This window comes from Streptomyces cyanogenus (genome assembly GCF_017526105.1).
In the GTDB taxonomy this organism is placed as follows: domain Bacteria; phylum Actinomycetota; class Actinomycetes; order Streptomycetales; family Streptomycetaceae; genus Streptomyces; species Streptomyces cyanogenus.
In genome coordinates this window covers 2,170,357-2,190,125 of sequence record NZ_CP071839.1, presented here as the reverse complement: position 1 = coordinate 2,190,125, position 19,769 = coordinate 2,170,357, and the positions used below count along the sequence as shown (strand labels likewise).

Below are 19,769 nucleotides of genomic sequence, written 5' to 3'. Positions count from 1 at the left end.
GGCTATGACCTCGAACGGAGCCCCTGCCCCCGGCGCACCTGCCGGTCGTCGGCGTGCGCTGGGGCGGGGCCCGGGCGCCGCGCCGGCCGAACCGGTCGCCACACCTGCCGAGGCTCTGGAACCGGCTCCCGCCGAGGGGGCTGCACCGGCTCCCGTCGAGGCTCCCGAAGCGGTACGCGTCGAGGCTCCTGAACCGGTACGCGCCGAAGCCGCCGGACCGGCTCCCGCCGAGGCTCCGGAACGGCGGCTGTCCGAGCCCGAGCCGCCCGGGGTTCCTTCCGGCGAGCCCGAAGCCGAAGTGCCCCAGCAGCCCCAGGAGCCGTCCCGAGGGCACCGCGACGGCCAGGAGACCCGAGAGCCCGAGGAATCCCCCGACGGCGTCTTCAAGGTCCGTCTCGCGAACTTCGAGGGCCCCTTCGACCTGCTCCTCCAGCTGATCTCCAGGCACAAGCTGGACGTCACCGAGGTCGCCCTGTCGAAGGTCACCGACGAGTTCATGGCGCACATCCGGGCCATGGGACCCGACTGGGACCTGGACCAGACCACCGAGTTCCTCGTCGTCGCCGCCACGCTGCTCGACCTCAAGGCCGCCCGGCTGCTGCCCGCCGCCGAGGTGGAGGACGAGGCCGACCTGGCCCTGCTGGAGGCCCGGGACCTGCTGTTCGCCCGGCTGCTCCAGTACCGCGCGTACAAGCAGGTCGCGGACATCTTCAACCAGCGGCTCGACGACGAGGCGCGGCGCCATCCCCGTACGGTCGGTCTCGAACCCCAGCACGCCGAGCTGCTCCCCGAGGTCGTCATCAGCATCGGTGCCGAGGGCTTCGCCAGGCTCGCGGTCAAGGCGATGCAGCCCAGGCCCAGGCCGCAGGTCTACGTCGACCACATCCACGCCCCGCTGGTCAGCGTGCAGGAGCAGGCCGGGATCGTCATCGCCCGGCTGCGGGAGCTGGGCGAGGCCAGCTTCCGGGCGCTCGTCGAGGACACCGACGACACGCTCACCGTCGTCGCCCGGTTCCTGGCCCTGCTGGAGCTGTACCGGGAGAAGGCCGTCGCCCTGGAGCAGGAGGCCGCGCTCGGGGAGCTGACCGTGCGCTGGACCGGCGGGGACGCGGACGCGGCGCCCATGGTCACCGACGAGTTCGACCGGCCGCCCGAGCCGCCCAAGGAGGAGGAGAAGCCGTGAGTGAGCAGACCGCCGAGGTCCCGGCCGGGCTGCGGACCGTCGCCGACCTCGACCTCAAGCCCGCCCTGGAGGCGATGCTCATGGTCGTGGACGAGCCCGCCACCGAGGAGCACCTGGCGAGGATCCTGGAGCGGCCCCGGCGGCAGATCGCGGACGCCCTGCGCGAGCTGGCCGACGAGTACACGATGCAGAACCGGGGCTTCGAGCTGCGGTTCGTCGCGGGCGGCTGGCGCTTCTACACCCGCGCCGCCTACGCGCCGGCCGTCGAGCGGCTGGTCCTGGACGGCCAGACCGCCCGGCTCACCCAGGCCGCGCTGGAGACCCTCGCGGTCGTCGCCTACCGCCAGCCGGTCAGCCGCAGCCGGGTCTCCGCCGTGCGCGGGGTGAACTGCGACGGCGTGATGCGCACCCTCCTCCAGCGCGGTCTGGTCGAGGAGGCGGGCACGGAACCCGAAACAGGTGCGATCCTGTACAGGACGACGAACTACTTCCTGGAGCGGATGGGCCTGCGCGGCCTGGACGAGCTTCCGGAGCTCGCGCCCTTCCTCCCCGAGGCGGAGGCGATCGAGGGCGAGACCCAGGAGGGGGTCCCGTCGTTCGACCCGGACGCGCCCGACGCGCCCGGCGGTCAGGACGCAGACGACTAAGACGGAAACCTTGATGCGAAGCAGCGGCAGCGGCAAGAGCGGCGGGCGCGGTAACCACCGCGGTGCCGGCAACGACAGGGACCAGAAGCAGGGGCAGGGACGGCCCCGCAAGCCCCGCCCCGAGGAGCGCCGCTACGACGTGGGCCCGGGAGCCACCAAGGACGGACCCAAGTCCGGGCGCGGCGGTGCCGCGCGGGGCGGCGCCAAGGGCGGCCCGAAGCAGACCCGGCAGGGCGGCCGTACGGCCCCGGCGCGCTCCCGTGAGTACGAGACGCGGGTCGAGGAGCGCAACCGCGAGCGGTACGCCGGCAAGAAGGACATCAAGCTGCCCAAGACCTTCCCCGGCGCCGAGCAGGAGGGCGAGCGGCTGCAGAAGGTGCTGGCGCGCGCCGGCTACGGCTCCCGGCGGGCCTGCGAGGAGCTGATCGACCAGGCCAGGGTCGAGGTGAACGGCGAGATCGTCACCGAGCAGGGCAAGCGCGTGGACCCGGAGAAGGACGAGGTCAAGGTCGACGGCCTGACGGTCGCGACCCAGTCGTACCAGTTCTTCTCGCTGAACAAGCCCGCGGGCGTGGTGTCCACCATGGAGGACCCGGAGGGCCGGCAGTGCCTCGGTGACTACGTCACCAACCGCGAGACCCGGCTCTTCCACGTCGGCCGGCTGGACACCGAGACCGAGGGCGTCATCCTGCTCACCAACCACGGCGAGCTGGCGCACCGGCTGACCCACCCCAAGTACGGCGTGAAGAAGACGTACCTCGCGGCCATCGTGGGCCCGATCCCGCGCGACCTCGGCAAGCGCCTGAAGGACGGCATCCAGCTGGAGGACGGCTACGCGCGCGCGGACCACTTCCGGGTGGTCGAGCAGACCGGCAAGAACTACCTGGTCGAGGTGACCCTGCACGAGGGCCGCAAGCACATCGTGCGCCGCATGCTGGCGGAGGCGGGCTTCCCGGTGGAGAAGCTGGTGCGCACCGCCTTCGGGCCGATCACCCTGGGCGACCAGAAGTCCGGCTGGCTGCGCCGGCTGTCGAACACCGAGGTCGGCATGCTGATGAAGGAAGTCGACCTCTAAAGCGCCTTGCCGTGATCACCGTCCCCCTTTATTGTCATGGTGACGATAAAGGGGGACGACGCATATGCCCAAGCAGCCGGCGACCGGAGCACTCCTCGGCCTCGCCCTCGGGGACGCCCTCGGCTACCCGACCGAGTTCAAGACCGTGCCGCTGATCCTGTCGATGTTCGGGCCCTGGCGGGAGCTGGAGCTGTCGCAGCGCGCCCGGGTCTCCGACGACACCCAGATGACCCTCGCCGTCGGCCGGGCGCTCGCCACCGCCATGGAGCGCGGCTTCCTCGCCCCGAAGCGTCTGGAGCGGTCGCTGCGCGAGGAGTTCGTGGACTGGTACCAGTCGCCCGAGAACAACCGGGCGCCGGGCAACACGTGTCTGCGGGCCTGCGAGCTGCTCAAGGCGGAGGGCCGCGCCTGGCAGGACGCCAGTCGGATCGGCTCCAAGGGCTGCGGCGCCAACATGCGGGTCGCCCCGATCGGCCTCGCCCCCGGCCTGAGCGGCGAACAGCGCGCCGGTGCCGCCCAGTTGCAGGCCGCGCTCACCCACGGCCACCCCACCGCGCTGGCCGCCTCCGACCTCACCGCCCACGCCGTCCACCTGCTCGCCCGGGGCGCCGACCCGGCCGGACTGGTCGGGCACCTGCGCTCCTACGCCCTGGACAACCGCACCCGCTACCACCACACCTGGCTCGGCGACCTGTGGACCCGTTCCCAGGACCCCGGCCCCGAGCAGTTCGTCGCGCGCGGCTGGGACGAGTGCCTGGAGATCCTCGGCCGGCTCCAGGAGGCCGTACGGACCGTCTCCCCGGAGACCGACCCGTGCCTGGCCACCGGCGAGGGCTGGATCGCCGAGGAGGCCCTCGCCACCGGGCTGCTGTGCTTCCTGCTCTTCCCCGACGAGCCCGTCACCGCCCTGCGCCGCGCCGCCTGCACCGCCGGCGACTCCGACTCCGTCGCCTGCCTCACCGGCGCCTTCGCGGGTGCCTGGCTGGGCGCGGAGGCCTGGCCCGCCGACTGGGCGGAGCGGATCGAGTACCGAGGCGACCTGTCGGCCCTGGGAGCGCTCTGGGACGCTTAGGCCCGTGATCGACGACCTCGACATCGACCTGACAGCCGGAGGAGACCCGCTCGCGGGCCTGGGTCCGGTACGGCGTCGAGCTGGGCCCCATCACCCACGACCTGCGCACGTTCGTCCGGCTGATGCTCCGCCGCGACGGCCACGTGCTGGAGCAGCTGCTCTCGCCCCTGGTCGTGCACACCTCCGCCGCGCACCGGGAGCTGGCCGCCCTGGCCCCCGGCGTCCACCAGCCACCACGCCCGCCACTACCGCCAGGACGAGGTCGGCGGCCCGCCTGTCCGCCCGAGCTGACAGCCGCCAGGCGGGAGCGCCGAACACGGCACGGCCGACGTCGACCGCGAGCGCGTGGAGGCCGACGTGGAGCGGCTGCACGACGTGCTCGACGGCGCGCAGGCCGGTCAGCCCTGCCCGAAGCGGCCGGCGCCCACGACGCCCTGCACGACCTGGTGGTCCGGCTCCGCCTGGCGGGCCGAGTCCCGGCGCACCCGGTACAGGAAGGCGGCCACGCGCGCGTGGTCCGGCTCCGGCGGCAGCGGGCTGCCCCGCAGGGCCTCCTCGGTCCCGGCCGCCAGCCGGGCCATCCACGCCTCCACCTCGGCCCACGGCACCTCGCCGCGCTTCACCGCCAGCAGGGGCTCGCGCCGCTCACCGACGTCGATCCGCAGCTCTCCGGTGCGCAGCAGGTCCCGGGCGCTCATCAGCAGGCGCAGCAGGTGCATCGCGTGCTTCCAGCGCGGGGCGCCCGTGGCGCGGATGCCGGCGTCCAGTTTCCGCCGCTGGCCGAGCGCGTAGCGCGTGAAGGTGTCGTACGCCCGCCGGGACAGGAAGGCGCGGCGCAGGGACAGCAGTTCGCGGCCGGTGTCGTCCAGGTGCTCCACCAGAGGGGAGTGCAGGCACTCCAGGATGTTCGGGTTGCCGCGCAGCGCCAGCTCGCAGAACCGTTCCAGCTCCCAGGAGAACTGCTCCTCGCCCGGCCCCTCCACATGCGTCGGCGGCTTCTCGAACCGCCAGAACAACGGGGTCGGGGCGAGGAACACCCCGCGCCGGTCGGTGTCGCTGGCCTCCGTCGCCAGGCCGAAGGCGCGGGAGCCCATGACACAGGCGTAGATCGTGTGGTCGCGTACCAGGTCCTGCGGCTGCATCCCCGGAGCGTACGCGGCACCCTCAGGTCAGGCGGATCGAATTTCCGTCCACCGTGATCGAGCGCTCGGGCAGCGGTCTGGTCGCGGGACCGTGGGCCACCGAACCGTCGTCGATCCGGAACCTGCTGCCGTGGCAGGGGCAGTCGATGGTGCCGTCCGCCACCGCGTTCACCATGCAGCCCTGGTGCGTGCAGACCGCCGAGAACGCCTTGAAGTCACCCTTCTTCGGCTGGGTGACCACCACCTTCTGCGCCGTGAACACCATGCCGCCGCCCTCCGGGATGTCACCCGTCCGCGCCAGCACCGTCCCGCCGGTGGCCGCCGCATCCTGCCCGGCCGCGGATGCCGATGCCGACACCGAGTCCGGCGCCGACGACGCCGACGCCGTGGCGCCGCCTCCGTCCTTGCCGCCGCACCCCACGCATCCCAGGGCGAGCGCACCGGCGCCCGTGGCGACAACCGTCCGCCGTGTAGCCGGCTGGGGCATGTCAGACCTCCGTACAGACGTACATATCGGTGGATACAGGACTCCGCGCATCGTCTCAGCGACCGAGCGGCGCACACCGGTCCCGCGCGGGCTGACTAGGCTGGACGGACCAAGAACCAGACACGCATGTCAGCGAGGAGCAGCACCGTGGCGGTACGAGCGGTCCGGGGGGCCGTCCAGCTGGAGCGGGACGAGGCCGGCCACATGGAGGAGCGGGTCGGGGCGCTGCTCACCGCCGTCCTGGAACGGAACGGGCTGACCGCCGACGACCTGATCAGCATCTGGTTCACGGCCACCCCCGACCTGCACAGCGACTTCCCGGCCGCCGCCGCCCGCAAGCTCGGCCTCGTGGACGTCCCCCTCATCTGCGCCCAGGAACTGGACGTCGAGGGCGCCATGCCCCGGGTCGTACGGATCCTCGCGCACATCGAGTCGGACCAGCCCCGCGCCGGCATCGCCCACGTCTACCTCGGCGCCGCCGCGGCCCTGCGCAAGGACATCGCCCAGTGAGAACCGCACTCGTCATCGGAACCGGCCTGATCGGCACCTCCGCCGCCCTGGCCCTCGTCCGGCGCGGGGTGACCGTCCACCTCGCCGACCACGACCCCGAGCAGGCCCGCACCGCGGCCGCGCTGGGCGCCGGCACCGACGAGGCCCCCGAGGGCCCGGTCGACCTGGCGATCGTGGCCGCCCCGCCCGCCCACGTGGCCCGGGTGCTCGCCGACGCCATGCGCCGCGGCGTGGCCCGCGGCTACCTGGACGTCGCCAGCGTCAAGGGCGGCCCCCGCCGCGAGCTGGAGGCGCTCGGCCTGGACCTCACCGCGTACATCGGCAGCCATCCCATGTCGGGCCGGGAGAAGTCCGGGCCGCTGGCCGCCACCGGCGACCTCTTCGAGGGCCGCCCCTGGGTGCTCACCCCGACCCGGGACACCGACACCGAGGTGCTGAACCTCGCCCTGGAACTGGTCTCGCACTGCCGGGCCGTCCCGGTCGTCATGGACGCCGACGCCCACGACCGCGCCGTCGCCCTCGTCTCCCACATGCCCCACCTGGTGTCCAGCATGGTCGCCGCGCGCCTGGAGCATGCCGAGGAGGCCGCCGTACGCCTGTGCGGGCAGGGCATCCGGGACGTGACCCGGATCGCCGCCTCCGACCCACGCATGTGGATCGACATCCTGTCCGCGAACCCGGGGCCGGTCGCCGACCTGCTCTCCGACGTCGCCGCCGACCTGGACGAGACGGTCCGGGCGCTGCGCGCCCTGCAGTCCTCCGACGAGGACAAGCGCAGCGAGGGCAGCGCCGGCATCGAGGACGTGCTGCGCCGCGGGAACGCGGGCCAGGTGCGGGTACCCGGCAAGCATGGCAGCGCCCCGCGCGCGTACGAGACCGTCGTCGTCCTCATCGACGACCAGCCCGGCCAGCTCGCCCGGATCTTCGCGGACGCGGGCCGGGCCGGGGTCAACATCGAGGACGTCCGGATCGAGCACGCCACGGGGCAGCAGGCCGGTCTCGTCCAGCTGAGCGTGGAGCCGAAGGCGGCGGGGGCGCTGACCGCCGCGCTGCGGGAGCGCGGCTGGGCCCTGCGGCAGTAGCGCCACCCGCACGCGTCCGGACGAGTGACCCGCACCCAGTAACCTTGTGCGGGGCGCTCTCGCTCCCCGCCTCCCGACCGCACCGCACCAGGAAGGTGTCCCCCCGTGGAAAACGGCGCCGCCCCGACCGCCAAGCCCGTGATCGTCGCGATCGACGGTCCCTCCGGCACGGGCAAGTCGAGCACGTCGAAGGCCGTGGCCGCGCAGCTCGGCCTCAGCTACCTGGACACCGGTGCCCAGTACCGGGCGATCACCTGGTGGATGGTGACCAACGGCATCGACCTGGAGGACCCGACCGCCATCGCCGCCGTCGCCGGCAAGCCGGAGATCGTCTCCGGCACCGACCCAGCCGCCCCGACCATCATGGTCGACGGCGTCGACGTCGCCGGCCCGATCCGCACCCAGGAGGTCACCTCCAAGGTCAGCGCGGTCAGCGCGGTGCCCGAGGTACGCACCCGGATCACCGAGCTGCAGCGCTCGCTGGCCGCCGCCGCGGAGCACGGCATCGTGGTCGAGGGCCGGGACATCGGTACGACCGTCCTGCCGGACGCCGACCTGAAGATCTTCCTCACCGCCTCCCCGGAGGCCCGTGCGGCCCGCCGCAGCGGCGAGCTGAAGGGTGCCGACATCCACGCCACCCGCGAGGCCCTGATCAAGCGGGACGCGGCCGACTCCAGCCGCAAGACCTCGCCGCTCGCCAAGGCCGACGACGCGGTCGAGGTGGACACCACCGAGCTGACTCTCGCCCAGGTCATCGAGTGCGTCGTCACCCTGGTCGAGGAGAAGCGAGCCGGGAAGTGACCGAGCCGTCCGTGCCCTCGGAACGGGGGGCCGAGGTCGGGCGGCGCATCGGCGTCGGCCTGATGTACGGCCTGTGGAAGCCGCGCGTGCTCGGCGCCTGGAAGGTGCCGGCCACCGGCCCGGTGATCCTCGCCGTGAACCACTCCCACAACATCGACGGCCCGATGGTCATGGGCGTGGCGCCCCGCCCCACCCACTTCCTGATCAAGAAGGAGGCCTTCGTCGGCCCGCTGGACGCCTTCCTGACCGGCATCGGCCAGCTGAAGGTGGACCGCACGGCCGCCGACCGCACCGCGATCAGCCAGGCCCTCGGCGTGCTGGCGGCCGGGGGAGTGCTGGGCATCTTCCCGGAGGGCACCCGGGGCGAGGGCGACTTCGCCTCGCTGCGCGCCGGGCTCGCCTACTTCGCGGTGCGCGGCGGGGCACCGATCGTGCCCGTGGCCGTCCTGGGAAGCTCCGGGCGGCCCGGACGGTTGACAAAGGCGCTGCCCCCGCTGCGCTCCCGGATCGACGTCGTCTTCGGCGACCCGTTCGAGGCGGGCGACGGTTCCGGGCGGCGTACGCGCAAGGCGCTGGACGAGGCGACCGAGCGCATCCAGAAGCAGCTCACCAGCCACCTGGAAAACGCCAGGCGCCTGACCGGGCGCGAGAGCGACACTTGAGTAGTGGATCAGCCCATGCGGGGCTTTTCCACCGATCACCACGAATGAACGACGAGGTACGGACTTCATGAACGACGACATCCAGCCCGGCGACTCGGCTGAGCACGAGTACGACCACGGGGCTCTCGGCGACGCCGAGTACGCGGAGTTCATGGAGCTCGCCGCGGAAGAGGGCTTCGACATCGAGGACGTCGAAGGCGCCATCGAGGCGGCGGGCCACGGTCCGCTGCCCGTGCTCGCCGTCGTCGGCCGCCCCAATGTCGGCAAGTCGACCCTGGTGAACCGGATGATCGGCCGCCGCGAGGCGGTCGTGGAGGACCGGCCGGGCGTCACCCGCGACCGCGTCACCTACGAGGCCGAGTGGGCCGGCCGCCGCTTCAAGGTCGTCGACACCGGCGGCTGGGAGCAGGACGTCCTCGGTATCGACGCCTCCGTGGCGGCGCAGGCCGAGTACGCGATCGAGGCGGCCGACGCGGTCGTCTTCGTGGTCGACGCCAAGGTCGGCGCGACCGACACCGACGAGGCGGTCGTCCGGCTGCTGCGCAAGGCCGGCAAGCCGGTCGTGCTCTGCGCCAACAAGGTCGACGGCCCGAGCGGCGAGGCCGACGCGGCCTACCTGTGGAACCTCGGACTCGGCGAGCCCCACCCGGTCTCGGCCCTGCACGGCCGCGGCACCGGCGACATGCTCGACGCCGTCCTGGAGGTCCTGCCCAACGCCCCCGAGCAGTCCTTCGGCACCGCGATCGGCGGCCCCCGCCGCATCGCCCTGATCGGCCGCCCGAACGTCGGCAAGTCCTCGCTGCTGAACAAGGTGGCCGGCGAGGAGCGGGTCGTCGTCAACGAGCTGGCGGGCACCACCCGCGACCCGGTCGACGAGATGATCGAACTGGGCGGCAAGACCTGGAAGTTCGTGGACACCGCGGGCATCCGCAAGCGGGTCCACCTCCAGCAGGGAGCCGACTACTACGCCTCGCTGCGCACGGCGGCCGCCGTGGAGAAGGCCGAGGTCGCCGTCGTCCTGATCGACGCCTCCGAGAACATCTCCGTGCAGGACCAGCGGATCGTCACCATGGCGGTCGAGGCGGGCCGCGCGCTGGTCCTCGCCTTCAACAAGTGGGACACCCTCGACGAGGAGCGCCGCTACTACCTGGAGCGGGAGATCGAGACCGAGCTGGGCCAGGTCGCCTGGGCGCCCCGGGTCAACGTCTCGGCGCGCACCGGCCGGCACATGGAGAAGCTGGTCCCGGCGATCGAGACCGCGCTGGCCGGCTGGGAGACGCGCGTCCCCACGGGCCGCCTGAACGCCTTCCTCGGCGAGCTGGTCTCGGCCCACCCGCACCCCATCCGGGGCGGCAAGCAGCCGCGCATCCTGTTCGGCACGCAGGCCGGCACCAAGCCCCCGCGGTTCGTGCTCTTCGCCTCCGGCTTCATCGAGGCCGGCTACCGGCGCTTCATCGAGCGCCGGCTGCGCGAGGAGTTCGGCTTCGAGGGCACCCCGATCCACATCTCGGTGCGGGTGCGCGAGAAGCGCGGCGCGAAGAAGAAGTAACGGCGGTACGACGTCAAGGGCGGCCCCCCGGATGGCCGGGGGGCCGCCCTTCACGTCCGGGTGCCGGTCAGGCGCCCCGGCGCTGTCCCGGCGGCAGGGCCGCGGCCGGGACGTGCTGCATCCCGGTCTCCTGCGGCCGGCCGAGCGTGCCGACCCGCTGCCACTGCGACTGCTGCCGGGCGCTGTAGGCCCCCGCGCTGTAGGCGCTGTACGAGCTGCTGAACGAACCCGGCCGATGGCTGCCGTACGTGCCCGAGGCGTCCGGGAGGTCCCCGAAGGCGCTGAACCTCAGCTCCTCCTCGCCGCTGCGGTCACCGGGCAGCGTGCGGAACGTCTTGACCCACTCCGCGTAGAGCGAGTCGTAGATCGGCGTGGCCGACGGTCCACCGGCGGGCTCGTGCGCCGCTCGGGCGGACGGCACGGACGAGAAGGACCGGCGGGGAGGAGTGTCGTATGCGTGCACGTATGTCCAAACGACGGGAACGTCAAAGGGATGCGGTCCCGCAACCCCTGAGGGTCAGGATCCGCAGCCGCCGCCCGGTGGGCGGATGTCACGTACCGGCGAGAGGGAGTGCCATGGCGACCAACTTCCCGTTGGCGGCGGCCTTGTCCAGCGCGTCCCGCAGCAGGTCCTCCCGGGGCTGACGGCCGATCGAGCCCACCGGCGCCGCGAACATCAGCACCTGCTGGTGCTTGTTGGCGGCGGCCCGCCAGCTGTCGGTCACCTGCAGCGGCTGGTGCGCCTGCCACCAGGCCACCGGCTGCCCTCCGTTCGCCGAGGGCTGCAGCACCGCGTGCAGCTGGCCCATGGCCAGCAGGACGGACCAGCCGTGCAGCACCGGAGGGACGGACGTCAGCTCGGTCACCGGCATGAAGCCCTGCTCGATGAGGAGCGGAAGGAAGTCGTCGCCGGCCGTGGCGGCGCCCGGGCGGGCGATCGGCGAGGTCGGCTCCACGACGAGCGCCGGGTGCAACTCGCCGTCGATGAGGACGAGTCCGCTGGTCACACCGAGGACGGCCTGCTCGGGCACGGCCTTTCGCGGTTCGCCGCCGGCCATGCCTCCGATGGACCGGACGGCGCCCTGCAACTGCTCCTCCGTCACCTGGACGACCTGCGAGGGAAGGCAGCTGGCGTGGGCGAAGGCGAGGACGGCGGTCTCGTCGCCGACGAAGAGAACGGTGCTGGTGCGCTCCTGCTCGGAGTCGCCCGGGGTGCGGCAGGACGTGCAGTCGTAACTGCCCGGGGCGTTCTCTCCGGCGAGCAGCCGGTCGGCTTCTTCGTCGCCGATCTCGGCGCGTACGGCGTCGCTGACGTCGAGCATGCGCGGCACGGTGGCTCCCTCGGGATGCGGTGCTGGGGTCGGCCGGGTGGCTCCCGGCCGATGAGCCCCGGCGCTCAGGGCTCATGAAGGAGACAACGGGTGTCCTGTGGTGGGAGTCACGCCCCGAGGGGGACCGGTTCGAACCATCCCCCGCACAGGGTCACTTTGCGCAACGAATCGAACTCGAACCGTCAACTTCGCGCACGGTCAAGGAACTTGAGTGGGTGATGTGGGTCACGGTTTACCCCGGACGGTGGTCGATAAATCAGGAAATCAGTGCATGTAGTGGGTGACCGAAAATCGACGATACCTGCGGTAACGGCCAACTGGCCTGGAGCAACGGTGAGTTGGTTGATCCGAGCCGCTCGCCCTCCTTACATTCCTCCGCCGTGTGCAACGAGCACCGCTCGGGTACGTCCGCCGGCCGGCACCAGGCAGAGCCGAATCGCCGACACCGGTCACGGCGGGCGGGGCGGGCGCGAGGAACCGCGGTCCTACGCGGTGAGCCGCGCCCCGCCTTGGGGGAGCCCGGGTTCGTGGAGAGGGAACCACATGTCCGACTGTGCCGATACCACCCGCAACACCGCCCGTCCCGACGGCGCCCGCAAGGGCCGTACGACGGCCGCGCTCGCCGGAGCCGCGCTGCTGGCCCCGCTGGGACTGCTGGCCGCGACCGGCAACGCCGCCGCGGCGGACAACGGAGTGTGGGACCGCATCGCCCAGTGCGAGAGCGGCGGCAACTGGCACATCAACACCGGCAACGGCTACTACGGCGGACTCCAGTTCTCCGCCTCGACCTGGCGCGCGTACGGCGGCACCGCCTACGCCCCGACGGCCGACCAGGCCTCCAGGAGCGCGCAGATCGCCGTCGCCACCAAGGTCCAGGGCGCCCAGGGCTGGGGCGCCTGGCCGGTCTGCTCGGCCCGGGCCGGGGCCTCCGGCGCCGCCCCGGCCGCCGCCCACACCGGCTCCTCCGGCACGACGGCGGCCTCCCGCGGCGAGGCGACGACGCGGTCCGCCCCCGTGCGGTCCGCCCCGTCGAAGGCGCCGGAACGCCCGGCGGCCACCACCGGGCGCGCGGCCCCGCACGGTGACTACACCGTCCGCGAGGGCGACACCCTGAGCACCATCGCCGCCCGGCACGGCACCACCTGGCAGCGGATCTACGCCGCCAACAAGGCCGTCATCGGCGACGACCCCGACCTGATCGTGCCCGGCCAGCGCCTCGCGCTCTGAGCGCCGGGCCTGACGTGGCCGGTGGCCGCCGTCCCCGCCGGGACAGCGGCCGCCGGCCACCCCGGGTCCCGTCCCGTGCCGCAGACCGGTCCGGGCGACGCCTCAGACCTGATGCCCCTTCGGCTCGGGCTGTGGGGCCCGGGCCGCGTACTCCGGGTGGTGCAGGTCGAACGCCGGGGACTCCGAGCGGATCCGGGGCAGGGTGACGAAGTTGTGCCGGGGCGGCGGGCAGGAGGTCGCCCACTCCAGCGAGCGGCCCCAGCCCCAGGGGTCCTCGGCCTCGACGCGCTCGCCGTACCGGGCGGTCTTCCAGACGTTGTAGAGGAACGGCAGCGTGGACAGGCCGAGCAGGAAGGCGCCGATCGTGGACACGGTGTTGAGGGCGGTGAAGCCGTCGGTCGCCAGATAGTCGGCGTACCGGCGGGGCATGCCCTCGGCGCCCAGCCAGTGCTGCACCAGGAAGGTGGTGTGGAAGCCCACGAACAGGGTCCAGAACTGGATCTTCCCGAGCCGCTCGTCCAGCATCTTGCCGGTGAACTTCGGCCACCAGAAGAAGAGGCCCCCGAAGACCGCGAAGACGACCGTGCCGAAGACCACGTAGTGGAAGTGGGCGACGACGAAGTACGAGTCCGTGACGTGGAAGTCCAGCGGCGGGGACGCCAGGATCACCCCGGTCAGCCCGCCGAACAGGAACGTCACCAGGAAGCCCGTGGCCCACAGCATCGGCGTCTCGAAGGACAGCGAGCCCTTGATCATCGTGCCGGTCCAGTTGAAGAACTTCACCCCCGTCGGCACCGCGATCAGGAACGACATGAGGGAGAAGAACGGCAGCAGCACGGCGCCGGTCGCGAACATGTGGTGCGCCCACACCACGATCGACAGCCCGGTGATCGCCATCGTGGCGCCGACCAGGGTCAGATAGCCGAAGATCGGTTTCCGGCTGAACACCGGGATGATCTCCGTGATGATCCCGAAGAACGGCAGCGCGATGATGTACACCTCGGGATGCCCGAAGAACCAGAACAGGTGCTGCCACAGCAGCGCCCCGCCGTTCGCCGCCTCGAACACCTGCGAGCCGAACCGGCGGTCCGCCTCCAGCACCAGCAGCGCCGCCGCCAGCACCGGGAACGCCAGCAGGATCAGGATCGACGTGAACAGCGTGTTCCAGGTGAAGATCGGCATCCGGAACATCGTCATGCCCGGCGCGCGCATCCCGATGATGGTGGTGATGAAGTTGACGGCGCCGAGGATCGTCCCGAAGCCGGACAGGGCCAGGCCCATGATCCACAGGTCCGGGCCGACGCCGGGGGAGTGCGTGAGGTCGTTGAGCGGTGCGTAGGCGAACCAGCCGAACGCGGCCGGGCCGCCGGGCACCAGCAGCGAGCCCAGCACGATCAGCCCGCCGAACGCGAACAGCCAGTACGAGAGCATGTTCAGACGCGGGAAGGCCACGTCCGGGGCGCCTATCTGCAACGGCATCAGCTCGTTGGCGAACCCCGCGAAGCTCGGTGTCGCGAACAGCAGCAGCATGATCGTGCCGTGCAGCGTGAACAGCTGGTTGTACTGGTCGTTGTTCATGATCTGGAGACCGGGCCGGGCGAGTTCCGCGCGCATCAGCAGCGCCATGACCCCGCCCGCCAGGAAGAACCCGAACCCGGTGATCAGGTACAGATGGCCGATCTTCTTGTGGTCGGTGGTGGTGAGCCAGTCCACCACCAGCCGGCCGCCCCGCACCGGCCCTGCCGTCACCCCTGCCGTCTCGGTCGCCATCGCTCGCCCCTTCGCATCATCGCGCCCGGGCCCGCCCAGCCCGCGGCACGCGTACCCGCGAGCTGCCGTCATGATGCGCGCCGGGCCCGCGCTCCGGCAGGGGGCGTCCGGCGGTTGTGTGCCGGATCCGTGAAATTCCCATGGGGCGTCAGCCGGCGTACCGACGCGCCGGATTGCCCGGGGAATCGCATCCCGGACCCGCCCCGATCACCGGCTCCGGCCCTTTACACCGGGAAATTCGGAGCGGCTCTCCGACACGCGCGAATTCTGTCCGATTACCCCGGTAAGTCGAACGAAAACCCCCGTTCGTGTGACGGAGTTCGAGTAAAACGCGGTCCGCCGGCTGTGACAGAAGTGTGACGGGGGACTGACCCTTCTCTTACCCGGGGTGCCGGACTAGCGTGGCCGCATGGCACCGATTCCCACTCCGCCCGCGGAGCCCCAGGACAGTCCGGACGGGTACGTCGGCCTCGACGCCGAGCACGCCCAGCGGCTCGCTCGGGAGCGGGGCTGGTCGCCGGTACGGGCCCTGCCGCCGGGCGCGGTCATCACCATGGAGTACCGGGCCGGACGGCTGAACTTCGAGGTACGGGACGGCCGGGTGGCCCGCGCCTGGAAGGGCTGACCCCCCCCTCGCGGCCCGGACGCGCATGCGGCGAAGGCCCCGCTCCTCTTCCGGGGAGCGGGGCCTTCGCCGTGGCGCGGGGGTGGTGGTGCGTACCGGGACCCCGGCGTCTTTCCCGCCGTCAGCCGCCGGTGAGGGGGCGGGCCGGCTGGGACGTGCCGCGCGGGAGGCGGTCGGTGTGCGGGAGCCGGTCGGCGTGCGGCGGGCGGCGGGCGGCGGCTGCCCGCGGGGGTGACCGGGGTGCGCTCCGAACGGGTCGTGTGCGGTCCCGGCGCCAGGTGCGCCAGGCCCCGCGAGGCCCGGGTCGGGGAGACCGGCTCGCGGGCCGGCACCGGCTGCCCGGCCGGCGCGCCGCGGGTCTTGAGCAGCACCGGCCTGACCGGGACGGCCGGTTCGGGCGCGGGCAGGCCACGGCGTGTGCGCCAGCGGTCGCGCAGGTCGAAGAGCCACAGCTCCGCCTGGGTGACCAGCGGCTCGAACCAGGGCAGCGCGAGCAGGATCAGCAGACCCGCGGCCCAGCCCAGCAGAACGTCGCTCAGCCAGTGCGTACCGAGGTAGACGGTGGTGAGGCCGACGCCGAGCGAGGTGACCGCGGAGAGGGCCGACAGCCAGCGCCGCGCTCTCGGGCTGGAGGCCAGATACGCCAGGATTCCCCAGGTCACCACCGCGTTGGCGGTGTGGCCGCTGGGGAATATATCGCCGCCCAGGCCCATCTCGTTCGAGCCGATCACGGTGGCGTAGTGCGGACCGAGCCGGCCCATGCCGAGCTTGGCGGCGCCGACCGTGATGTTCAGCAGCAGCAGGGAGGCGGCCAGGGTGAGCAGCGGGCGGAGGGTGTGCTGCCGCCAGGAGCGCCAGCCGAGCCAGGCCGCGACCATCACGGCGGTGGGGCCGCGCTGGCCCAGCACCACGTAGTAGTCGAGGAACGCGTGGATCTCCGGCCACTGCTGGTACGGCCGGAAGAACATGACCTGCCAGTCCAGCCGGACCAGCCAGGAGGTGGTCACCACGGCCCACACGATCGCCAGGTAGAAAGCCAGGGTCGCCGAGAACAGGACGACCCGGTGCCGGCTCATCCTCGGCACATCGATGTGAGCCGGTCGTTCCGGCTCACGGTCCAGCCTGGCGAACACCCGGTCCAGACGCCGGGTGAGGTTTCGTTCGGTACGCACCCAATCGACGTTACAGCGAGTGAGCGGTCTTCCCGGTCGAAACAGCGGCTTTGTGATGACGATGTGATGTGGGAAACGTCTCAAGGCCGGGCCGAATTCCCGGGATTCCGCAATCGGGGGAGACCGATCGGGCCAATTCCTTTGATCATGCCGGGTGTTGTTTATATGGCGCTTATGAATGTGTTAACCCGGCCCTGGCGCGGAATTTTCCGGGGTGTCATCGGGCGGACCGGTCGATCACGGCGGTCCGGAGCCGTTCAGCCAGAACGCCCCGTAGACCGCCGCCGCCACCGCCAACCCGGCGGTGACCAGGGCCGATCGGGAGGCGCGCAGCCGGGCCAGGGCGACGGCGAGCGGGAGCAGCACCGGGAAGGCGGGCATCAGCAGCCGGGGCTTGGAGCCGAAGTAGCTTGACGCGCACAGGGCGAGAGCGAGCACGACCCCCGTGTACACCAGCAGGGTGACCGGCTGGCGCCCGCGGACGCCGGTGACGTACAGCCAGATCAGCAGGGCCACCCCGGTGATCAGGCCGAGGCCGGCGAGGGCGGACGGAAATGACGTGAACTTGTCGCCCACGAAGCGGGCGAAGGCGTAGCCGCCGTCGAACCCGTTGCGCCACCCGGCCTGGACGTCCAGATAGCCGAGCGGACCCTTGCCGGTGCGGTGGCCGACCCAGAGGACGTACCCGGCGGCACCGAGCGGGGCGAGCAGCATGCCGAGCGCACGGCGCCAGGCTGGGGCGTGCGGGGGGACGGGTGCGCCGGAAGTGGGGGCCGGGGTCCCCGCGACGTTCGCTGCGCCGGGGGCGCGTTCATGGTGGTGCGCGCCCCGCGTGTGCCGTGTGCCGCGCTCTCGCACGAACGAGACCACGCCCGCGGTCCACACCGCGGCGACCACCGCCACCCCCACCGGCCGGGTCAGCCCCGCCAGTGCCGCCAGCGCGCCCGCGCTCACCCACCGCCCGGTCAGCACCGCGTACAGCGACCAGGCGGCCAGCGCCGTGAACAGCGACTCGCTGTACGCCATCGACTGCACGATCCCGACCGGCAGCACCGCCCACAGCAGTACCGCGCACAGGCCGACCCGCGGTCCGTACACCCGGTCCGCGACCGCGAAGATCCCGGCCGCTGCGGCGAGCGAGGCCAGCAGGCTCACCAGGAACCCGGCGTCCGCGTACGACAGCGGGGTCAGCGCGTGCCCCAGCCGCTCCAGCCACGGCAGCAGCGGGAAGAACGCCAGATTGGAGTGGACGTCCCCGTTCGGCAGCCGCACCTCGTAGCCGTAGCCCAGCTCCGCGACCCGCGTGTACCAGAGGGAGTCCCAGCGGGCGGTCAGCACGGTGTACGCGCTCTTGCCGCGCGCGGCGCTCCACACCGCCAGCACGAGCAGCCCCAGGGCGCGGACCGCCGCGTAGCCCAGCAGGGCCGGCGCCGCCCGGCGCAGAAGAGGGGCGCGGGGAGCGGCCACGCGCGTCGCAAGATCGGTCACGGGCTCGATTATCGACCGTGCGCGACACCGGACCGGTCGCCGGGTCGGGGGCAAGAGAGGCAGACGTGGCGTACGCCACACGGGTTCCGTCGAGCGTGTGAGAGGTCCGCCACGTGCCCCCGTGGCGAACTCGCGTACGCTGACGTGTCACCCGCGTGGGTTCGCGCAGGCCGGGGACACCGCTCCTCTCCGGTCGTACGACAGGGGGTCCCCACCCCGTCGGTCCGCCCCACGCGAGGGATCATCTGGGAGGTACGTACATGTCCGGGACGACCACGGCTGCCGTGCGGCAGCACCGTCGGGCGGCCGGGGCCGGTGCCAACCGGTGGATCGTCCTCGTCGTCCTCTGCGCCAGCCTGCTGCTCGTCGCCCTCGACGCGACCGTGCTGCACGTGGCGGTCCCCGCCGTCACCGAGGACCTCAAGCCCGGCGCGGTGGAACTGCTCTGGATCGTCGACGTCTATCCGCTGGTGTGCGCCTCGCTGCTGATCCTCTTCGGCACCCTCGGCGACCGGGTCGGCCGCAGACGCGTCCTGCTGCTCGGCTACGGCCTCTTCGGCATCGCCTCCGCCGTCGCCGCGTTCGCGCAGACCGCCGAGACACTCATCCTGGCCCGCGCGCTGCTCGGCGTCGGCGGCGCGATGATCATGCCCGCGACCCTGTCGATCCTCCGCCAGGTCTTCCCCGACCGGCGCGAGCGCGCCCTCGCCATCGGCATCTGGAGCGCGGTCGCCGCGGTCGGCGCGGCGGTCGGACCGCTGCTCGGCGGCTTCCTGCTGGAGCACTTCTGGTGGGGCGCGGTCTTCCTGGTCAACATCCCGCTGATGCTGGTCAGCCTGCCGGTGGGCCGGGCCCTGCTGCCCGAGTCACGGGGTGACGGCGGCGGCCCCTGGGACGTGACCGGCGCGCTGACGGCGGCGGCCGGGCTGTTCGGTGTGGTCCTCGGGGTGAAGCGGCTCGGCGGCGGCGGGGCGGCGGCGAGCCCCCTCACCGTGCTGCCGCTGCTGATCGGCGCGGCCCTCCTCTTCTTCTTCGTCCGGCGTCAGCGCAGGCACCCGCATCCGCTGGTGGACCTGCGGATGTTCCGGCGGCCCGCGTTCAGCACCTCGGTGGGCTGCATCGTGCTGGCCATGCTGGCGCTGGTCGGCCTGGAGCTGATCGCCGCCCAGTACCTGCAACTGGTGCTCGGCCTGTCCCCGCTGGAAACCGGTCTGCGGCTGCTGCCCCTGACCCTCGCGGCCATGGCGGCGGGTCTGGCGGGCGCGCGCATGCTGCGCCGTTTCGGGCCGCGCCGGATGGTGTGCTTCGGCTTCTGTCTGACGGCCGCCGCGGTGCTGACGCTGACGGCGATGGGCGGCACCGACAACCCGGCGCTGCTGCTGTCCGGCTTCGTGCTGCTGGGCTTCGGTCTGGAGACCACGCTGTTCGGCGCGTACGAGTCGATGCTGAGCGAGGCCCCGGCCGGCCAGGCCGGTGGCGCGGCGGCGATCGGCGAGACGTCGTACCAGCTCGGCGCCGGTATCGGCATCGCACTGCTGGGCAGCGTGATGAACGCGGCCTACACGCCGGGGCTGCGGTCGGTGCCCGGCGTCCCGCAGCACGCCTCGGACGCGGCGGGCCACTCGCTCGGCGAGGCCTACGAGGTGGCGGGCCGGATCGGCGGAACCGCCGGGGCCGCGCTGCGCCGGGCGGCGCGGGACTCCTTCGTGCACGGGCTGCACCTGACCCTGCTGGTGAGCGCGGGGCTGTTGCTGCTGGGCGCGGTGATGGCGCTGCGGCTGCCGCGGATCATGCAGTGCGGGGAGGAGCCGGCCGAGGCCGAGCTGGACCTGCCGGCACCGCGGGAGGCGGAGGCGGCGGCCGGGAAGCCGCGGGTCTCCGCCTGATCTCCTCTGGACGTGCGGGACGCCGCACCGTAACGTCGGCCGGAGAGCCGTAACTAGCGC

Annotated in this window: 18 protein-coding genes and 2 pseudogenes; 13 read left to right on the top strand and 7 right to left on the bottom strand. The window is 72.5% G+C overall.

Features of this window, described 5'->3' with window-relative positions; all coding sequences use genetic code 11:
• Window positions 1-4 precede the first annotated feature (4 nt).
• The 5 genes and pseudogenes from S1361_RS09765 to S1361_RS40285 form a co-directional block, all read left to right on the top strand.
• Window positions 5-1,183 carry a segregation and condensation protein A gene (locus tag S1361_RS09765; protein WP_208031448.1) on the top strand — a complete coding sequence of 393 codons (1,179 nt, stop codon included), beginning with the start codon at window positions 5-7 and terminating at the stop codon, window positions 1,181-1,183.
• Window positions 1,180-1,830: an SMC-Scp complex subunit ScpB gene (gene scpB, locus S1361_RS09760; protein WP_208031447.1), complete on the top strand. Its 651-nt coding sequence runs from the start codon at window positions 1,180-1,182 to the stop codon at window positions 1,828-1,830. The genes S1361_RS09765 and scpB overlap by 4 nt, the downstream gene beginning before the upstream one ends.
• 13 nt (window positions 1,831-1,843) lie before the next feature.
• The gene (locus S1361_RS09755) at window positions 1,844-2,905 is read left to right on the top strand and encodes a pseudouridine synthase (protein ID WP_208031446.1); all 1,062 of its coding nucleotides are present in this window, start codon (window positions 1,844-1,846) and stop codon (window positions 2,903-2,905) included.
• 64 nt (window positions 2,906-2,969) lie between these two features.
• Complete coding sequence (locus tag S1361_RS09750; RefSeq protein WP_208031445.1) at window positions 2,970-3,977, top strand: ADP-ribosylglycohydrolase family protein; 1,008 nt, start codon at window positions 2,970-2,972, stop codon at window positions 3,975-3,977.
• A gap of 80 nt (window positions 3,978-4,057) precedes the next feature.
• Window positions 4,058-4,198: pseudogene (locus S1361_RS40285) on the top strand (DNA polymerase beta superfamily protein); the annotation flags it as partial.
• Between the two features lie 177 nt (window positions 4,199-4,375).
• On the opposite strand, the gene S1361_RS39095 reads toward S1361_RS40285, so the two are convergent.
• Complete coding sequence (locus tag S1361_RS39095; RefSeq protein ID WP_243769506.1) at window positions 4,376-5,119, bottom strand: nucleotidyltransferase domain-containing protein; 744 nt, start codon at window positions 5,117-5,119, stop codon at window positions 4,376-4,378.
• Between the two features lie 22 nt (window positions 5,120-5,141).
• Window positions 5,142-5,606 (bottom strand): Rieske (2Fe-2S) protein, encoded by a 465-nt coding sequence (locus S1361_RS09740; protein WP_208031444.1) that lies wholly within the window; start codon window positions 5,604-5,606, stop codon window positions 5,142-5,144.
• Between the two features lie 147 nt (window positions 5,607-5,753).
• Here S1361_RS09740 and aroH point away from each other — a divergent pair, with 147 nt between their 5' ends.
• The 5 genes from aroH (at window position 5,754) to der (ending at window position 10,210) form a co-directional block, all read left to right on the top strand.
• Window positions 5,754-6,116 (top strand): chorismate mutase, encoded by a 363-nt coding sequence (gene aroH / locus S1361_RS09735; RefSeq protein ID WP_208031443.1) that lies wholly within the window; start codon window positions 5,754-5,756, stop codon window positions 6,114-6,116.
• Entirely contained in the window at window positions 6,113-7,198 is a 1,086-nt protein-coding gene (locus S1361_RS09730) for a prephenate dehydrogenase (protein ID WP_208031442.1), read from the top strand. Before aroH ends, S1361_RS09730 begins: the two co-directional genes overlap by 4 nt.
• Before the next feature lie 105 nt (window positions 7,199-7,303).
• Window positions 7,304-7,999 (top strand): (d)CMP kinase, encoded by a 696-nt coding sequence (gene cmk, locus S1361_RS09725; protein WP_208031441.1) that lies wholly within the window; start codon window positions 7,304-7,306, stop codon window positions 7,997-7,999.
• A gap of 62 nt (window positions 8,000-8,061) precedes the next feature.
• The gene (locus S1361_RS09720) at window positions 8,062-8,661 is read left to right on the top strand and encodes a lysophospholipid acyltransferase family protein (RefSeq protein ID WP_425087995.1); all 600 of its coding nucleotides are present in this window, start codon (window positions 8,062-8,064) and stop codon (window positions 8,659-8,661) included.
• A gap of 67 nt (window positions 8,662-8,728) precedes the next feature.
• On the top strand, window positions 8,729-10,210 hold the full coding sequence (der, locus tag S1361_RS09715; RefSeq protein WP_208031439.1) for a ribosome biogenesis GTPase Der: 1,482 nt from the start codon (window positions 8,729-8,731) through the stop codon (window positions 10,208-10,210).
• 67 nt (window positions 10,211-10,277) lie between these two features.
• On the opposite strand, the gene S1361_RS09710 is transcribed toward der, so the two are convergent.
• Both S1361_RS09710 and S1361_RS09705 read right to left on the bottom strand, forming a co-directional pair.
• Window positions 10,278-10,673 (bottom strand): hypothetical protein, encoded by a 396-nt coding sequence (locus tag S1361_RS09710; RefSeq protein WP_208031438.1) that lies wholly within the window; start codon window positions 10,671-10,673, stop codon window positions 10,278-10,280.
• A gap of 88 nt (window positions 10,674-10,761) precedes the next feature.
• Window positions 10,762-11,541 (bottom strand): hypothetical protein, encoded by a 780-nt coding sequence (locus S1361_RS09705; RefSeq protein WP_208031437.1) that lies wholly within the window; start codon window positions 11,539-11,541, stop codon window positions 10,762-10,764.
• A gap of 543 nt (window positions 11,542-12,084) precedes the next feature.
• On the opposite strand from S1361_RS09705, the gene S1361_RS09700 reads away from it, so the two are divergent.
• Window positions 12,085-12,768, top strand: coding sequence for a LysM peptidoglycan-binding domain-containing protein (locus S1361_RS09700; RefSeq protein ID WP_208031436.1), 684 nt, complete (start codon window positions 12,085-12,087; stop codon window positions 12,766-12,768).
• 102 nt (window positions 12,769-12,870) lie between these two features.
• On the opposite strand, the gene ctaD is transcribed toward S1361_RS09700, so the two are convergent.
• The gene (gene ctaD / locus S1361_RS09695) at window positions 12,871-14,538 is read right to left on the bottom strand and encodes an aa3-type cytochrome oxidase subunit I (RefSeq protein WP_208031435.1); all 1,668 of its coding nucleotides are present in this window, start codon (window positions 14,536-14,538) and stop codon (window positions 12,871-12,873) included.
• Between the two features lie 409 nt (window positions 14,539-14,947).
• On the opposite strand from ctaD, the gene S1361_RS09690 reads away from it, so the two are divergent.
• A complete protein-coding gene (locus S1361_RS09690; protein WP_208036535.1) occupies window positions 14,948-15,163 on the top strand; it encodes an I78 family peptidase inhibitor in 216 nt (71 codons plus the stop codon).
• 121 nt (window positions 15,164-15,284) lie between these two features.
• Here S1361_RS09690 and S1361_RS09685 read toward each other — a convergent pair.
• Window positions 15,285-16,335: pseudogene (locus tag S1361_RS09685) on the bottom strand (phosphatase PAP2 family protein).
• A gap of 237 nt (window positions 16,336-16,572) precedes the next feature.
• Window positions 16,573-17,823: a glycosyltransferase family 39 protein gene (locus S1361_RS09680; RefSeq protein WP_208031434.1), complete on the bottom strand. Its 1,251-nt coding sequence runs from the start codon at window positions 17,821-17,823 to the stop codon at window positions 16,573-16,575.
• Between the two features lie 260 nt (window positions 17,824-18,083).
• Here S1361_RS09680 and S1361_RS09675 point away from each other — a divergent pair, with 260 nt between their 5' ends.
• Window positions 18,084-19,709 (top strand): MFS transporter, encoded by a 1,626-nt coding sequence (locus tag S1361_RS09675; protein ID WP_208031433.1) that lies wholly within the window; start codon window positions 18,084-18,086, stop codon window positions 19,707-19,709.
• Window positions 19,710-19,769 lie beyond the last annotated feature (60 nt).

Bases quoted from the DNA above. Each gene is read 5' to 3' on its own strand.
- S1361_RS09765 (WP_208031448.1), top strand. From the start codon at position 5: ATGACCTCGAACGGAGCCCCTGCCCCCGGCGCACCTGCCGGTCGTCGG.
- S1361_RS09755 (WP_208031446.1), top strand. From the start codon at position 1,844: ATGCGAAGCAGCGGCAGCGGCAAGAGCGGCGGGCGCGGTAACCACCGC.
- S1361_RS09750 (WP_208031445.1), top strand. From the start codon at position 2,970: ATGCCCAAGCAGCCGGCGACCGGAGCACTCCTCGGCCTCGCCCTCGGG.
- S1361_RS39095 (WP_243769506.1), bottom strand. From the start codon at position 5,119: ATGCAGCCGCAGGACCTGGTACGCGACCACACGATCTACGCCTGTGTC.
- S1361_RS09740 (WP_208031444.1), bottom strand. From the start codon at position 5,606: ATGCCCCAGCCGGCTACACGGCGGACGGTTGTCGCCACGGGCGCCGGT.
- S1361_RS09720 (WP_425087995.1), top strand. From the start codon at position 8,062: ATGTACGGCCTGTGGAAGCCGCGCGTGCTCGGCGCCTGGAAGGTGCCG.
- der (WP_208031439.1), top strand. From the start codon at position 8,729: ATGAACGACGACATCCAGCCCGGCGACTCGGCTGAGCACGAGTACGAC.
- S1361_RS09700 (WP_208031436.1), top strand. From the start codon at position 12,085: ATGTCCGACTGTGCCGATACCACCCGCAACACCGCCCGTCCCGACGGC.
- ctaD (WP_208031435.1), bottom strand. From the start codon at position 14,538: ATGGCGACCGAGACGGCAGGGGTGACGGCAGGGCCGGTGCGGGGCGGC.
- S1361_RS09690 (WP_208036535.1), top strand. From the start codon at position 14,948: ATGGCACCGATTCCCACTCCGCCCGCGGAGCCCCAGGACAGTCCGGAC.
- S1361_RS09675 (WP_208031433.1), top strand. From the start codon at position 18,084: ATGTCCGGGACGACCACGGCTGCCGTGCGGCAGCACCGTCGGGCGGCC.